At 52.5% G+C, this 15,160-nt stretch carries 12 protein-coding genes; 5 read left to right on the top strand and 7 right to left on the bottom strand.

Annotated features, from left to right (window positions below):
• The first annotated feature begins 304 nt into the window (after positions 1 to 304).
• The 5 genes from YC6258_RS23495 (at position 305) to YC6258_RS23475 (ending at position 5,098) form a co-directional block, all read left to right on the top strand.
• Positions 305 to 1,207 (top strand): DMT family transporter, encoded by a 903-nt coding sequence (locus YC6258_RS23495; RefSeq protein WP_044619045.1) that lies wholly within the window; start codon positions 305 to 307, stop codon positions 1,205 to 1,207.
• Positions 1,208 to 1,259: 52 nt separating this feature from the next.
• The gene (locus tag YC6258_RS30430) at positions 1,260 to 1,415 is read left to right on the top strand and encodes a hypothetical protein (protein WP_169749020.1); all 156 of its coding nucleotides are present in this window, start codon (positions 1,260 to 1,262) and stop codon (positions 1,413 to 1,415) included.
• A 411-nt stretch (positions 1,416 to 1,826) separates the two neighbouring features.
• Positions 1,827 to 2,825: a tripartite tricarboxylate transporter substrate binding protein gene (locus tag YC6258_RS23485; protein WP_044619043.1), complete on the top strand. Its 999-nt coding sequence runs from the start codon at positions 1,827 to 1,829 to the stop codon at positions 2,823 to 2,825.
• Between the two features lie 257 nt (positions 2,826 to 3,082).
• Positions 3,083 to 3,604: a tripartite tricarboxylate transporter TctB family protein gene (locus tag YC6258_RS23480; RefSeq protein WP_044619042.1), complete on the top strand. Its 522-nt coding sequence runs from the start codon at positions 3,083 to 3,085 to the stop codon at positions 3,602 to 3,604.
• 3 nt (positions 3,605 to 3,607) lie between these two features.
• The gene (locus YC6258_RS23475) at positions 3,608 to 5,098 is read left to right on the top strand and encodes a tripartite tricarboxylate transporter permease (RefSeq protein WP_044619041.1); all 1,491 of its coding nucleotides are present in this window, start codon (positions 3,608 to 3,610) and stop codon (positions 5,096 to 5,098) included.
• 167 nt (positions 5,099 to 5,265) lie between these two features.
• Here YC6258_RS23475 and YC6258_RS23470 read toward each other — a convergent pair whose 3' ends face one another.
• The 7 genes from YC6258_RS23470 to panD all read right to left on the bottom strand — a co-directional run bounded on the left by YC6258_RS23470 (position 5,266) and on the right by panD (position 14,988).
• Positions 5,266 to 6,465, bottom strand: coding sequence for a VWA domain-containing protein (locus YC6258_RS23470; RefSeq protein WP_044619040.1), 1,200 nt, complete (start codon positions 6,463 to 6,465; stop codon positions 5,266 to 5,268).
• A complete protein-coding gene (locus YC6258_RS23465; protein WP_044619039.1) occupies positions 6,453 to 8,756 on the bottom strand; it encodes a DUF5682 family protein in 2,304 nt (767 codons plus the stop codon). Before YC6258_RS23465 ends, YC6258_RS23470 begins: the two co-directional genes overlap by 13 nt.
• A gap of 11 nt (positions 8,757 to 8,767) precedes the next feature.
• Positions 8,768 to 9,847: an ATP-binding protein gene (locus YC6258_RS23460; RefSeq protein WP_044619038.1), complete on the bottom strand. Its 1,080-nt coding sequence runs from the start codon at positions 9,845 to 9,847 to the stop codon at positions 8,768 to 8,770.
• Entirely contained in the window at positions 9,844 to 11,331 is a 1,488-nt protein-coding gene (locus tag YC6258_RS23455) for a DUF5691 domain-containing protein (protein ID WP_044619037.1), read from the bottom strand. Before YC6258_RS23455 ends, YC6258_RS23460 begins: the two co-directional genes overlap by 4 nt.
• Complete coding sequence (locus YC6258_RS23450; RefSeq protein WP_052830536.1) at positions 11,325 to 12,719, bottom strand: SWIM zinc finger family protein; 1,395 nt, start codon at positions 12,717 to 12,719, stop codon at positions 11,325 to 11,327. Before YC6258_RS23450 ends, YC6258_RS23455 begins: the two co-directional genes overlap by 7 nt.
• Before the next feature lie 131 nt (positions 12,720 to 12,850).
• The gene (gene pgi, locus YC6258_RS23445; protein ID WP_044619036.1) at positions 12,851 to 14,485 is read right to left on the bottom strand and encodes a glucose-6-phosphate isomerase; all 1,635 of its coding nucleotides are present in this window, start codon (positions 14,483 to 14,485) and stop codon (positions 12,851 to 12,853) included.
• 122 nt (positions 14,486 to 14,607) lie between these two features.
• Positions 14,608 to 14,988, bottom strand: a complete 381-nt coding sequence (panD, locus tag YC6258_RS23440) for an aspartate 1-decarboxylase (protein ID WP_044619035.1) — start codon at positions 14,986 to 14,988, stop codon at positions 14,608 to 14,610.
• Between the last annotated feature and the right edge of the window lie 172 nt (positions 14,989 to 15,160).

Below are 15,160 nucleotides of genomic sequence, written 5' to 3'. Positions count from 1 at the left end.
AAATAATTCTAAATATCAGAAATCACTAAATTAATATTTGTCTTCAGGTAATGAGTGAAAAACTGATGCTGATGTTCTGTCATGTTCGGCCTGTTATGGGGTGAATTTTTTATTCATTGGCAATTGCTTCGGGCGAGCCGTCCCTGGAAATTTTTCTGACCGACAGTTCTTCCGGTCATTCTCTTAATCGCGAGATTTGGCTGTGTATTTCGGTGAATTAGGTGCGACAATATCCCGGCCGTATACAGTTCGGCTTCTCTCCCTTCACGCTATTGTGTCACGCTGTTGTTCAAGGATATTTATCATGTCATCGTCCGACCATCTTAAAGCCGATGTATTGCTGGTCGTTACGACCATTGTTGCCGCATTTGGCTGGATGTTTTCCAAATCCGCTCTCGAAGGTTTTTCACCCTTACTGTTTATGGGGTTGCGGTTTTTAAGCGCTGCGCTGGTATTGCTGGTTGTTGGCGGGTATGGCTCTTTGCGAATGCTTTCCAGAAAACAATGGCGGGCGGGCATGATGGCCGGGAGCTTATTTGCCGTTGCCATGATGTTCTGGGTCATGGGATTACACTTTGCCGAGCATATTGGTGTCGGGGCGTTTCTGAACAGCCTTGGGGTGGTGTTGGTGCCGGTATTCGGATTGTTCTTCGGCGAGCGGCCAACCTTGCCGGCCTGGTTGTCTTTACCGGTGGTGGCTGCCGGAATGGCCTGCCTGTCTCTCGACAGTGAGTTTGTTATGGGACTTGGAGAGCTCTGTTTCCTGGCCGCTGCGGCTTTTTTTTCCGTCAGTTTTATCCTTTTGAGTCATGCTTCCGCCGGGATGCCGACGATGGCACTGACGACGATTCAGCTGTTGTTGACTGGTGGGGTGTCGCTGTTGGTCTCCGCATTTTTTGAAGACTGGCAACTGAGTCAGCCGTTGAATATCTGGTTATGGTTGCTGGCCAGTGTCCTGATCGCAACCAGCCTGCGGTTCTTCATCCAGATCCGTGCCCAGGGCATGGCACCTGCCAGCCATGCTGCGATTATCATGACGCTGGAGCCTGTCTGGACAGCCATATTGGCAGCCTGGTGGCTGAATGATCAGATGAGCGGCCTGCAACTGTTAGGATGCAGTCTGATTTTCCTGGCGATGTTGATTGCCCGTTGGAGAGCTGTTCGTGCTGCACTGAGCAGCGTGAAGGCATCAATGGGGTATCGATAGTCCTGGATGACTTGCCTGAACATTGGGTCATCGGCACGAGTCTGGCCTGGTGATGACCCTTAATGAAGGGGCAGATGAAGATGTTGCGATGTTGACCGGTTTGATTGCTATGGTTGATTTTATTCAACATGTTATTGACCTGGCGGTGGTAACGGGCAATTTCCGGGCTGGGAACTGCACTTGTCAGCGTTCCCCTGGCTTCTTCTGAGGGTGACCCGGATTTAACCAGGCAGGTTTTCCAGTACGGTTCTCCTTAGCCAGATGCGATGCCGGTGAAGATGTCAATCGGATGCAATTTGCTGTGTTTTCATGTCAGTCGTTCACTCAGCTGTCTGTTCAGACAAATTCCGTTGTGGGTTTTAACGTCGGATTTGCGGTGCGAGGGCTAATTTCCCGGCTTTTGTGGTTATGTTGTGGTGTGTGAACCATACAAGTGTTTTCTACGATCAATCCACTGATAATGTTATAAAGATAAAAAAACGGCTCCAAATCCGGTATAAAAAATATATGATTGCAGCTCACTAAAGAGCAGGCCATATTCGCAGACTAACAAAATTAAGTTGTTGATTGTGATCGAGTCTCTGTCCGTGCAGTCAAAAACTCCCGAGGAGAAATAATCATGAAAAAAATAATTATAGGATCACTACTCTCATTCTCTGCTCTGTGCTCCAGCCTGACGTTGGCAGAATATCCCAACAAGGATATTCAGGGTGTTATCCAGTGGGGGGCTGGCGGGTCGACCGATACGGTGATGCGTTCAGTGACACCTTATGCAGAAAAGGTGCTGGGTAAAGATATCATCATGACCAATAAGACCGGTGGTGTTGGGGCCATCGCAACCAAATTTGTATACAGCAAAAGAGCCGATGGCTACACCCTGTTAATGGGGGCTGAGAATCCTCAGATGTATAAAGTCCTGGGGTTGGCGAATATAGATTACAGCGATATGGTGCCCATTAATGTCCTTGCCCGGGGCGTGCCTATTCTGGTGGCGAACAATGATGCGCCGTTCAATAATCTCAGTGAACTGGTTGCCTATGCTCAGGCTCATCCCGGTGATGTTAAAACCGGATCCACCGGTCCTGGTGGTTTACCCTCAATTGTACTGGCGATGCTCGGCTCTCAAATCAAGCTGGATCTGACGACTGTTCCCTATGATGGAGACGGACCGGCATTGACTGCACTGCAAGGGCATGCCATTGATGTCATGCCTGCCGTTCTGGGTGCTGCGATTGAGCATATCAAGGCAGGCAGAATTAAAGTCATCAGCCTGATTGATACCAAGGAGAATCAATTACTGCCTGGTGTTGCTCCGATAACTGCGGAATACCCGGGGTTTGCCGAATACCTGCCCTGGGGACCATTTTTCGGTATCTTTGTTAAATCCGGTACCCCAGCTGAGGCAGTCGAAAAGCTCACCGCAGCCTATCATGCCGGGGCTCAATCTCCTGAATTCCTGGAACTGATGGAGAAACGGGGCTTTACTGTGATGAACATCAGTGGTGACGAAGCGAAACAGTTTCTGGAGAACTATCGTTCTGTATCCTCGTGGCTGGTGTACGACGCAGGATTTGCCAAAGAATCACCTGAAAAATTTGGTATCAAGCGTCCGAATTAACTCTGTGTTGAGCAAGGATGCTGCATTCGAGCTTATAGGGATATGGTTATCCGGCATCCGGACTTCATGACGGGTGTCGTTTTGTTTTCGATGTAAGGATATATCGGGTATTTAGAAGAACAAAAACGACCGCCTGTCATTCTGATATCTGAATGAGATTAACATGGCAATCATTTATGCCAGGGTAAAGGTATCGATAATATCGATCAGCGCCAGGACCGTCTTTCTCAGAGAATCCATAAATCATAGGTATATTTATGTCTGACCAACCTGTCACCAAACCAGGAGAAATTGTTTTTGGTTTTTTTCTACTGGCTCTCAGCCTGTTACTTCTCTGGCAATCCTATGCTATCTCCGGCTTTTCTTCGTTGAGTTCTCCAGGCGCGTTTCCAATGGCAGCCTCTGCCATAATGGTGGTATCAAGTTGTGTCTTTTGCATTCATAACCTGCAACGCCCGAAAGGAGAAATATCCCTGACCCGATTTTTCGATTGGATCATACCCCGTACTGTTGCCGCGGTGATTGGTTGTATGCTGGTCTTCTCCGTGGTGCTTGAATCTGTCGGATTTCTGGTAACTGCTCTGGTGTTTCTGACTCTGACCATTGCCGGCTTGAATGGCGTTGGTTTTGGCCGGTCTCTGGTGATTTCGATATTTTCCCTGATCATTATTTACGTTGTTTTCAGGCTGGTTTTTAAGGTTATTCTGCCAGAGGGGTGGATACCGGAGCGTGCGATTATCGCCTGGTTTGAACAACTGTTTGTGTCTGTAGGGAGTTAGTACATGCTGGAAGCGATGCATTATTTTGCCATCACCTGGGTGTCTCCACAGTTATTGTTATTAACGGCGCTTGGGACGTTTCTGGGTATCTACATAGGTGCCATACCCGGTCTCTCCGTCACGATGGCGGTGTCCATACTGATTTCTTTTACCTTCTCATGGGATGTCAATAATGCTCTGTGTTTGATGGTTGGCATCTATATGGGAGGTGTTTATGGTGGTGCCCGCACTGCCATATTGCTGAATATTCCAGGAGCCCCTTCTGCCATTGCAACCGCGCTGGACGGTTATCCGCTCGCCAAGAAGGGCGAAGCCGGTCAGGCGATTGGGTTATCAACGATCATGTCGGTCATCGGTGGTTTTATTGGCATATTTGTCCTGGCCATCGCAGCGCCATTTGTCAGTGAGTTCGCACTGACCTTTCAGCCGCGTGATTATATGATGCTCGGCATATTGGGCATTATGCTGGTCGGATCATTATCCGGAAACAGTCTCGCGAAGGGTATTTTTGCCGGTGCTTTTGGTATGTTGTTAGGGACTGTCGGCCTGGACCCGCTGACGGCTGAAGAACGTTTTACCTTTGGTGTCGTCGATCTTTGGAATGGTATTAACCCGATTGCAGTGATGATCGGATTGTTTGGTGTCTCGGAAGCATTGATGCAGTTGCATCATCTTGATCGACCGGTTATCAAACAGAAGTTAGCTAAGATTCTGCCTTCATGGGCCGATGTAAAAAAGTACCTGCCACTGAGTGCTCAGTCTTCGCTATTGGGAGTGATTATTGGTGCGCTGCCGGGCACCGGCGGTGATATTGCCGCGTTGATGGCGTATGACCATGCCAAGCGTGTCACCAAGAACCCCAAAGTGCCATTTGGTCAGGGGGCCAAAGAAGGATTGGTCGCACCTGAGTCCGCAAACAATGCCGCTGTCGGCGGTGCTTACATTCCTATGTTGACGCTTGGCATTCCAGGCGATGCAGTGACGGCGGTGTTTATCGGTGCACTGTTTATTCATGGTCTGAATCCCGGGCCGTTATTGTTGACTGAAAAACCGGAAATGTTCTGGTTTACAGTCGGCAATCTGACACTGGCCAATGTGTTCGTGCTGATCTTCGGTCTTACGGGTATTAAGCTGTTTTCCAGGATTGTCGAGTGTCCAAAAGGCATACTGATTCCACTTATTTTTTTACTGTCCATTGTCGGTGCTTACTCCATTAATACTTCTATAGTGGATGTCTGGTGGATGCTGGGATTCGGTATTTTAGGTTATTTCATGAAGATATATGGCTATCAGGTGGGTCCGGTGATCCTTGGGGTGATACTCAGCCGTCTGATGGATGAAAACTGGCGTCGGGCCATTCTTTCTGAACGAGGGGATTTGGGAGGTTTTTTTCAGGAGCTGCTGAAAAGTCCGTTATCCATTGTGCTGTTGAGCATCATTGTGTTGGTTCTGGTGACTCAGACGCCCATCTGGAAGAAGTGGCGGGCACGATAAGCGGATTCATGAAAATCATTTTTGTCAGGATCATAATTTTTATCTCAGGCTGATAAGTCTCAGCCTGATTTTTTGGTTAGCAGGCTATTCGTCCGGCGGCATCGTCAGCAACTTCCCGATGCCGTTCTCCACTCATATTGAAATCAAAAACGCTCACCGTCACACGATCAACCCGCACTGTCTGCCCGAATGGCCTTGATATCCTGATCTGCTGCCCAGCTTAGAATATCCTCACGCTTCAGAGCGGTTGCCATGAGGTCAGGGAATTGATCTGGCGTACAGGCAAAGACCGGTGATCCGAGTGCGGCAAAATGAGCGGCCATTTCCGCGTCATAGGATGGACGGCCATCGTCATTGAGTGCCAGCAGGGTGATGACATTGACATCCTGACGGATCAGGTTGGCGATCCGGCTTTTCAGGTTGTCAGCATTGCCGCCTTCGTAGAGGTCGCTGATGAGAATCAGGTGGGTTTTCCCCGGTCGTTCGATTTTGGTTTCACAGTAACCGATGGCCTGATCGATGTCCGTGCCACCGCCGAGCTGCACGCCAAACAACACGCTGACCGGGTCTGCCAGTTCATCGGTCAGATCCAGCACGGCGGTATCGAAGCAGATCAGTCGGGTTTTGACTGCCGGAATCGACGCCATGACGGCGGCGAAAATAGAACTGTAAACCACCGAGGAAGCCATTGAACCGGACTGGTCGACACAGAGAATGACTTCGTCGAGATCAACGATACGACGGCTCTGACGCTGGTAACCGATCAGCTTTTCCGGCACCACGGTTTTGAAGTTCTGTTGATAATGGCGCAGGTTTGCCTGAATGGTCCGGGGCCAGTCGATATCGGCAAAACGGGGGCGAAAGCTGCGTTTGGATTTGTTGACTGCGCCGCGAATGGCTTCGGCGGTTTTTTGCTCCAGCCGTGCCATTAATTCATCGACCACCTGTTTGATCACCTGCCGGGCGGTTTCTATGGTTTGCTCCGGCATGATGGTTCGCAGGCTGATCAGATCTGCCACGAGATGTACATCCGCTTCCATGGCTGCCAGGAACTCAGGCTCCAGCAGCATGTTTTTCAGGCCCAGGCGTTCGAATGCATCGCGCTGGATAACCTGCACCACCGAGGCTGGAAAAAACTCCCGGATATCGCCAAGCCAGCTGGAGACTTTCGGTGCCGAACGCGACAGGCTGCCACGGCCTTTGTGGGCATCGTGGTCGTAAAGTGCATTCAACGCTTTCGACAGGCGTTTGTCGTCGGCAGACAATGCACTGCTCTGATCATTGTCATCAGCTCCCAGTACCAGTCGCCAGCGCCGTTCTTTGTCGATATCGGTTGAAGGTTGTGTGGTTGGATCTACTGGTGCCATGTCTTGTCTCTCTGAATCAGTTTGCCCAATCGCTGCAATTGCTCCGGCCAGCTTGCCAGCGCCTCAGTGCGTATCTGACGGGTGGATTGAGCATGGCTGTGGTCACGGTTGATGCTGTCGAGCAGGCGTTTGCGTTCACTGGCATCCAGGGCCGCAAATACGCGCCGGAACAGTGGCAGGTGTTCGATAAACTCCTGTTCCTGTAGTTGTAGTAACCATTGCTCCACGGCCGTCATCAATACAGTGTCGTACAACAGTCGCTGTACCGCATCGGTAAAAAAACCATCGAAAAAACGCGCGGCTTCAGCGGTTGCCACAGCGGGTGACAGGGCTTTACCGAGTTGGGTTTGTAATACCTCGGCGGCCAGATGTCCGGCCTGATAGAGTAGTCGACAGCACAGGCCGGCCACTTGCATGCTGGAACTGTGCTGCTCGATCACTTGTTGCAGGCTGTGCCACCACTGCGCCATCAGTTCGCTGTCGAGTTCGGCCAGTTGCAGCGCCTGATGCGCTTTGGTGATGCTGCGACAGAGGTGACCGGCTTCGTCATCATTCAGGTTGCGACAAGCATAGGGCAACGCCAGAGCTGCCTGGATGGCCAGCCGGTCAATCAATGCCCCGACATGCTGGAGTGATAACTCCCGGGCGCTGCCATAACGATGGATCTGCACCAGCGGGGCAATACTCTCCAGTAATTCGAGGGCATCACTGGTATGTGCGGCACGCTGTTCCAGTTGTACCAGGCCGGTTTCGGCGGCGTTGTTCAGCTGGGCTTCCAATGCCAGTTGAGTGGTTTCCGCCAGTTGCGTCAGATTATGTTCTGACGCCAGTACTTCGGAAAGACGATTGCCGGCGGCCTGTTCTATGGTGCTGCCATACACCAGATTCTCCACCAGTTGGATGGCAAACTCAGGTTGCCAGCTGAGCTGCCAGCGTTCCCGGAAGGTGCCGCGACTGCCGCCGGCATCGGTGATTCGGCCCCATGGAACATTGAGAATATTCAACCGGTGCAACAGGATTGATTTTCCCAGGCCGGCTTCCGAGCGCAGATCCAATGACAGTTCCCGATCCAGTGCTTCGGCCTTTAATTTGTGTCGTTTTTGCTGTTTTTGCAGATCTTCCAGGAGCGGAGCCAGTGGCGCATGTTCGGGAATACTGCCGACTGCGTGCCCAAGCAGCAACTGCGTTTCGAGCTGATTCCAGATCAATGATTCGCCGAAACACAGACAGGCGATCACGGCTTCCCGTATCTCCTCGAACCCCGGTGACGGACGATTGCGTACCGTTGCCAGGCTGTGGCTCAGGCGGACAGCTTCGATGACCGAAGCACTGGAAATGACCTGGCCGCTGTTGCGTAGAGCCTGGGTCACATGGGTCAGCCAGTATTCGAGAGCCTGACTGTTCTCGCGCTGGTCCCATAAATGTTGGTACCACATGGGGGAGGCGACGCCGGCGCCGTAACCTGAGCGCTGTGCCAGGCGTGGAGATGTCCAGGGTATCCAGGTGCTTTTCAGTTTGCTGGCCGGCAGTTTCCTGGCCAGAGTGGCAATCAGGGCGCGATCATCTTTACTGCTGTGCTGGGCCTGCAAGGCCGGTACATGCCAGGCACCACAAACAACCACCGTCGGACCTTCGGTGGTTGTGCTCAAACGGCTGATTTCACGACGCATATAGGCCTCACGAACCAGGTCTCTGGAATGTGAGGGATGTTCCTCCGTGATGCTTTCCCGTAGTGCTGCCATGGCCTGTGCGACGGTATCGAAAATGGCCAGGTCGTCATCGTGGTTCTGTTCGATCAGATCATTCCACCAGGCTTCACTGTCCTGATAGCCTGATAGTCGGGCCAGAACCGCAATGGGGTCTTCAAACAGTTGCGGGTGATCGTCATTTGAGGGGCTGGCCGATTCATCCGATTCATCGGTTTCGCTGCTTTCATCGCCATCCTCTGTTTCATCAGATTTGTTACCGGCCAGTTGAATACCAACCGGAATATCGATGAGGTGCAACTCCGCCTGATGCCGCATGGCCCAACAGCTGGCCTGGTACTCCGGTGAAAATTCTGCGAACGGATAATAAATACTGTGCTCGGGATTGTCGGCCGCATAGGCCAGCAGCGCTACCGGTGGTTGCATGCCGGAATCTGCCAGCATGCTCATCAGTTCCGAGCAGTCCGCCGGACCTTCGATCAACAGCTGGGTCGGGCGCAGGGTGTCCAGCGCGGCGACCAACCGTTTGGCAGAACCCGGCCCGTGATGACGGATGCCAAGATAGTGAATGTCAGACTTGGACACGTGCGGAGTCCTTATAACACGTCATTGATGGTGTGATAGTAATCGGCAAATTCGCGTCTCTTTTTCAGCACCGTCTCCAGGTACTCCTCTAACACGGCTTTGTCCTGCACCGGGTCTTTCACAATCGCGCCGATCAGATTGCTGCTGATATCCAAAGCGCTGAAACGGCCATCGCCGAACCAGCTGGCCTGACTGAGCCCGCCCACCATGACGGCAATGGCTTCCGCCGTGGAGAGATTGCCGGTAGGGGTTTTCAGCGCCACTTTGCCATCCAGGGTTTCGCCGCCGCGCAATTCACGAAAGATCGTCACCACTTTTTCGATTTCGTCGCGGGCGTTGGCTGGCACCGGCAGCTCCAGACTGGAGCCCATTTCAGCGACCCGGCGGGCAATGATTTCCACTTCCTCGTTGAAGTCGTCCGGCAATGGCAGCACCACGACGTTGAAGCGGCGTTTCAGTGCTGATGACAGTTCATTCACGCCTTTGTCACGATTGTTGGCCGTGGCAATAATGTTGAAACCGCGCTGGGCATAGACGACATCGTTCAGTTCGGGAATCGGCAGCATTTTTTCAGACAATACGGTGATCAGGGTGTCCTGAACATCTGATCCCATACGGGTCAGTTCTTCCAGCCGGCATAATGTGCCGGACTCCATGGCACGGAACAGCGGTGTTGGTACCAGTGCCTCGCGGCTTGGACCGTGCGCCAGCAGCTGGGCATAGTTCCAGCCATAGCGGATCTGGTTTTCATCGGTACCGGCAGTACATTGGATGACGCGGGTGCTGTCGCCGCAAATGGCGGCGGCCAGATGCTCGGAAACCCACGACTTTGCAGTGCCGGGTACGCCGAGCAGTAACAATGCCCGGTCGGTGGCGAGGGTGGCAACCGCTGTTTCGATCAGCCGGCGATGGCCGATATATTTGGCGCTGATGTCGGTTCCATCGGCGGTTTTACCTCCCATGAGATACGTCACCACCGCACGTGGAGACAGGCTCCAGTTGGCCGGTTTGTGGCCGTGATCCTCGGCTTTCAGTGCATCCAGTTCTGCCTGGTAAGTCAGCTCAACGGCCTGGCGAAGTACATTGCTCATAATGATGTCCTTAATTCTGCATTTAATTTTAATAGGTCGGTGACGGGATCCGCCTGCTGCACGCCGGTCTGCCAGAGATGCTGGAGAACCTGTGCAGCCAGCTCAGCTGGTAACATGAGTCCCAGGGCGACCAGTTCGCGGTCGATCAGCGGATCATCAAGGTAACGGCTGTCGGTCAATTGGGTTTTGATGCTTTCCTGTAAGGTTTTCCAGGCATTGGTGCTGGTTAATGTTTGCCAGTTCAGGGTGGTCAGTGGTTCCGACAGAAATGCCAGACAGCTGTGAAACTCCAGTCCGGTGCCTTTTTGTTTGATCAAGGTCTGAAGAATGTCATGACGCTGCGGTGCTGACAGTCGTGGAACCAATAACCTTAATAACCACAATTCCTCCGGTTCACCCGCGAGGTAACTCATGAGATTGTCCAGCAGTGGCGGCAGCAGGTCATCGGCCAGGGTATTGACGGCGTTGGTGACAAATGCCTGGTTGTCGCTGGAGCGATGCTGGGAAAACTGCCAGCTGTCGAGCAGTTGCGTGATGCTGATATCGAGGGTTGCGGCCAGTTCCACCAGAATCACGGTTTCAAGCTGTTGAGTGCGAATAGCCTGGCGGGTCTTATTGTTCAGCGGTTTGCTGGACAGATGCAGGCGTTTCCGGATCAGGCCGGCTTTTTTCAGCTCCAGAGTAGAGGCCAGCTCTTCGGTGAGCTGACTTCGGTTCTGGTCATCTGCCGGATAATGTCCGAGTCTGACCAGTAACTGGGTAGCCAGTGCCGAAACTTTTCCGGAGCGATCCTGGAGCAGAGACTGCAGGAATGTGCTGTCGGCAGCTGTCAGGCGGATGGCCAGTACCTCGGTGAGCTTGAGCCGTTTGTCCGCCGGTTCCCGATTGATGCAGCTTTCCAGTAATGTCCGGGCGGCATCCGGATCTGTTCGGCGCAGCTGTTTCAGTTGCTGTAGACGTGGAGCCGGAAACCAATCATCCCAGTTTTCGATGGTCAGGGTGTTTGGTTCTGCTATTGCTGCGTCGGTCTGACTGACCCATTGCTGCCAGGGCAGATAGACGTCGGGCAGATCGCCATCACTTTCAGACAATAACCAGTCGGCCGGATGGGCAACATAACCTCGCTGACTCAACAGGTGCATCAGCGCACTGTGACCAATCTGGGTACGTTTATGAATGCTTTCCAGGGCCTGCCTGAACCAGGGGCGCAGGCGTTCCGGCAGTACCGGTAATGACAATACCGGCAGTGGTGAACGTGATCGCAACGGCGTGCTGTGGTGATCTTGATAGAGTATTTCCTGGTGTTGGCTGGCCAGTGCCAGAGCGATGATGGACAGGCGTTCAGCGGCCATGCCTTGGCACAGCGGCTGCCAGTCGGAGGGCAGATCTTCCAGACTCACCGGGCTGTTACTGCCTACCATCCAGCGTTGCTGTAATTGCTCGATGCGCAGCTGTTCTTCGCGCAGTTGCGTTTCGGTCAGCATGATAATCGTCCCCATTGTTCGCTGTGTACATTGAACAACTCAGCGTGGCGGCCGTTCCAGGTGATGAAAGCGGCCTGCAACAGGGCACCTGGTAGCAATGACGGCAGCGAATGATTGAGCAGTGGCAGGCGGTTGTCGTCGGTCAGACTGCACCACCAGTAACGACCTTCGGCATCGGCGAGAACACGACCTTTACCCAGCAGATACGGACATTGTTCCTGCCACGGCAGCTGGATCAGACTGCGCTGATAGTGAGTCCACACATCGGTATTGGAAACCGGCCAGGGCTGATCATCCACCCGGGTTTGAATCTGGTATTCAACCGCGAAAGCCCGAAGTGGCAAACGGCTGGGATAGTACGCCAGCTCTCCTTTTAGTTGCATGCCGTTGCCGAGACCGACTTCGCGTTTGCCGGCAGAGGCTGGATAGTAATCCTGAAGTAGCGCGAATTCCGGAGTATCCGTTGCCATGTTGACCAGCCAGGTGCTGTGGCTGATCAGGCCGTCGCGGCGGGTTTCAACTTTTTCACCAACGTTTTCCCACAGGCCCTGTCGGCGCAGAGTCTGACTGTGTGCGAGCACTTGTTCCCGGGTTTCGGTCGTGGCCACTGCCCGGCGGGCATCGGCGTCTTCGGGATCGGCCAGCCAGGCTTCAGATAACAGAATCAATTGTCCCAATTCTTTGAAGACGGCTGCCGGGCGATGTTCATTCTCAAGTTGGCGAAGCTTTGCCGGTAGTTCATCGACTCGTGATGCCAGTGCGGCGGCTTTGGCGTCCACCAGTCGTGCGGCAATTCTCCGACAGCGTGCCGAAGCTTCTTTCAGGAAGCCCGCTATGCCGGTTCTGAGCTGATCGTCTATCCATTGCTGAAACTCTTCGAGTCCGGCCGTGATCAGAGTGTTGGTTTTGGTTCGGTTCTGCTCAGCCCGGCGGATTTTATCGGCCTCTTTTTTGGCCTGTTCGGCGGCTGAAAGAGTGGTCTCGGGAGTATCGGCCGCATGAATATTTTTGCTGACTGTGGGTTTGTCGTCAGTGGCGGTTGCGGCCGCACCGGATTTACGGCGACGCCCGAGCCACTCCTGTACCCATTCCGGCGGCTCGCCGTCCGTAAATTTCTCTGCTTCTTCGGCGAACTGCCAGAGCAGAGCGAGAACATGTTTGCAGGGAAACTTGCGTGATGGGCAGGTGCACTTGTAACCATGATCGACCACATCGGCCATGGTGTAATACGGATTGGCACCTGAACCCTGGCACTGTCCCCAAATGCTGTGGACTGCGGCAGACTTTCCGCGCATAGGCCATTTTCCGGGTTTGATCAGTTTTTTGGCGGCATTTAACGAGGCCTGATCGGGAGCGAGGTTCTGAATGACTTGCAAAGAAATGTCCATTTATCGTCCTGACGGTAATCCTGGCAACTACATAGAGCAGAGGAATATAAAGGATTGTTTTGTTTGAGGAAATGGTTTGCGGGTTAACCCGCTAAAGGCACTCTCTAGCGGGTTGATGACAGTAACGGGTGTTACTGCGCTGAACGGAATTTTTCAATCAATTGGGCAATGGAGCTGTCGTAGTTTTCCAGGTTGCCGGATTCCAGCGCCGAGTAGACTCCGTTGCCGAGTACTTTGCCGAGTTCCACGCCCCATTGGTCGAAGGAGTTGACTTCCCAGACTGCACCCTGAACACAGACTTTGTGTTCGTACATGGCAATCAGGGCCCCTACGGTTTCGGGAGTGGCCTTCTCAAGCAGAATACTGTTGCAGGGTCTGTTGCCAGGAATGATTTTATGCGGGGCAATTTCTTTGGCCCGTGCATCATCAATACCTTTGGCTTTGAGTTCGGCGAGCACCTCATCGTAGGTTTTGCCTTCCAGCATGGCTTGTTGCTGACCAAGGTAATTGGCAAACAACTGGGCATGGTGGTCGGCTACCGGATTGTGGGTTTTCAATGGCATGATGAAATCTGCCGGGATCAAACGGGTGCCTTGATGCAGCAGCTGATGATAAGCGTGCTGACCATTGGTGCCGGTGCCACCCCAGATCACCGGACCGGTCTGCCAGCTGACAGCCGTGCCATCAACGGTCACGGATTTGCCGTTTGACTCCATGTCCACCTGTTGCAGATGGTTGGGCAGGTCTTTGAGGTATTCGTCATAAGCCAGCACTGCATGGGATTCCGCGCCAAAAAAGTTGTGATACCAGACACCCAGCATACCCAGAATGACTGGCAGGTTTTCGGCCAGTGGCGCGGTGCGGAAATGTTCGTCCATGGCATGAGCACCGGACAATAGTTTTTCGAAGTTATTAAAACCGAGGACTATGGCCTGTGGCAGACCGATGGCTGACCAGAGTGAGTAGCGTCCGCCGACCCAGTCCCACATCGGGAACATGTTTGCTTCGTCAATGCCGAATTCTGTGGCCGCCGGAATGTTGGTCGAAACCGCAATAAAGTGATGCTTGACGTGTTCCGGTTTGCCGCCGCAATCATAGAACCACTGTCGACAGGCCTGGGCATTTTTAAGGGTTTCAATGGTGCCGAAGGATTTGGAGCAGACTACGAACAGAGTGGTTTCAGGGTCGAGACCTTTCACCGTTTCTGCGACATCGGTGCCATCGATATTGGCGATGTATTTGAGGTCGTAACCTTCCTGCCAGTAGGGTTTCAGAGCGTCTGACACAACTTTGGGGCCGAGAAAAGAGCCGCCAATGCCGATGTTGACGATGGTGCGTAATTTCTTGCCGGTGTATCCAGCAAATTCGCCACTGTCGACGGCTTGAATAAATTTCTGCATTTTCGTCAGTGTGGCATTGACCTCGTCCATGACATTGCTGCCATCAACGGTAATTGCACGATTGGAGCGATTACGTAAAGCGACGTGTAATACCGGACGATGCTCGGAACCATTAATGTAGGCTCCTGAGAACATCTGTTCGATCCGTTGTGGAACTCCCTGCTGTTGTGCCAGTTGCAGCAACAGTTCCATGGTCTCAGAGGTGATGCGGTTCTTTGAATAATCCAGAAAGATTCCAGCAGCTTCCAGAGAGAATCGTTTGCCGCGCTCTGCATCCTGTTGGAACAGCTCTTTGAGATGCACGGGGGCGACCGTTTTTTGATGGGCGACGAGGTTATCCCACGCCGGAGATTGATTTAACGCCATCTTGTTTTCCTTGGATTGCTAAGTGAACTGATGTCATTAAATTACAAAACAGCGGTGGGAACCAGTCTGAAGAGTTATGACTGCGCCCATCGCTGATTCAGATCATGCCCGGATGTATCGGATCAGGAGGATTTAACAGGAATGGAATTACTGGTGTGGCTTACGGTATTGTCGGTGTTCAGGTACAGCATTCTGGGTTTGAAACCATCCAGATCTTTATCTTTCAGGTAGCCGTAGGCACAAATGACAATGCGGTCACCCACGCGGGTTTTGTGAGCATCGGCACTGTTGACTGAAATAATATTACTGCCTTCTTCACCACGAACGACATAGGTGATAAAGCGCTTTCCACTTTCCAGGTTATAAATATGTACCTGTTCATATTCCCTGAGTCCGGCCATGTCCAGCAGATTGCCATCAATCGCGCAAGCACCTTCCTGATCTGTCATGGAATGGGTGACTCTTGCCTGATGTAATTTGGCTTTCAACATACAATGTAACATCGTTATAAACCCTAATACACTATGGTTTTATGGCTTGAGAATGGTGATCAGAATACAGATCCCATCCATCGGTAGAATTTGTCAGGTTACAGCAGGGGCGTTGTCGCATGTTCTCCGTGATGGTTTGCCCGGGTCCTTCGTTATCGCCCTCAGCAATTTATGAACCCACAAC

The organism is Gynuella sunshinyii YC6258 (genome assembly GCF_000940805.1).
GTDB lineage: Bacteria > Pseudomonadota > Gammaproteobacteria > Pseudomonadales > Natronospirillaceae > Gynuella > Gynuella sunshinyii.
Note: the sequence above shows the minus strand (reverse complement) of the source record. Positions and strands in the feature narration are given on the sequence as shown.

Coding starts and splice junctions, on each gene's coding strand:
- YC6258_RS23495 (WP_044619045.1), top strand. CDS start 305: ATGTCATCGTCCGACCATCTTAAAGCCGATGTATTGCTGGTCGTTACG.
- YC6258_RS30430 (WP_169749020.1), top strand. CDS start 1,260: ATGACCCTTAATGAAGGGGCAGATGAAGATGTTGCGATGTTGACCGGT.
- YC6258_RS23485 (WP_044619043.1), top strand. CDS start 1,827: ATGAAAAAAATAATTATAGGATCACTACTCTCATTCTCTGCTCTGTGC.
- YC6258_RS23480 (WP_044619042.1), top strand. CDS start 3,083: ATGTCTGACCAACCTGTCACCAAACCAGGAGAAATTGTTTTTGGTTTT.
- YC6258_RS23475 (WP_044619041.1), top strand. CDS start 3,608: ATGCTGGAAGCGATGCATTATTTTGCCATCACCTGGGTGTCTCCACAG.
- YC6258_RS23470 (WP_044619040.1), bottom strand. CDS start 6,465: ATGGCACCAGTAGATCCAACCACACAACCTTCAACCGATATCGACAAA.
- YC6258_RS23460 (WP_044619038.1), bottom strand. CDS start 9,847: ATGAGCAATGTACTTCGCCAGGCCGTTGAGCTGACTTACCAGGCAGAA.
- YC6258_RS23455 (WP_044619037.1), bottom strand. CDS start 11,331: ATGCTGACCGAAACGCAACTGCGCGAAGAACAGCTGCGCATCGAGCAA.
- YC6258_RS23450 (WP_052830536.1), bottom strand. CDS start 12,719: ATGGACATTTCTTTGCAAGTCATTCAGAACCTCGCTCCCGATCAGGCC.
- pgi (WP_044619036.1), bottom strand. CDS start 14,485: ATGGCGTTAAATCAATCTCCGGCGTGGGATAACCTCGTCGCCCATCAA.
- panD (WP_044619035.1), bottom strand. CDS start 14,988: ATGTTACATTGTATGTTGAAAGCCAAATTACATCAGGCAAGAGTCACC.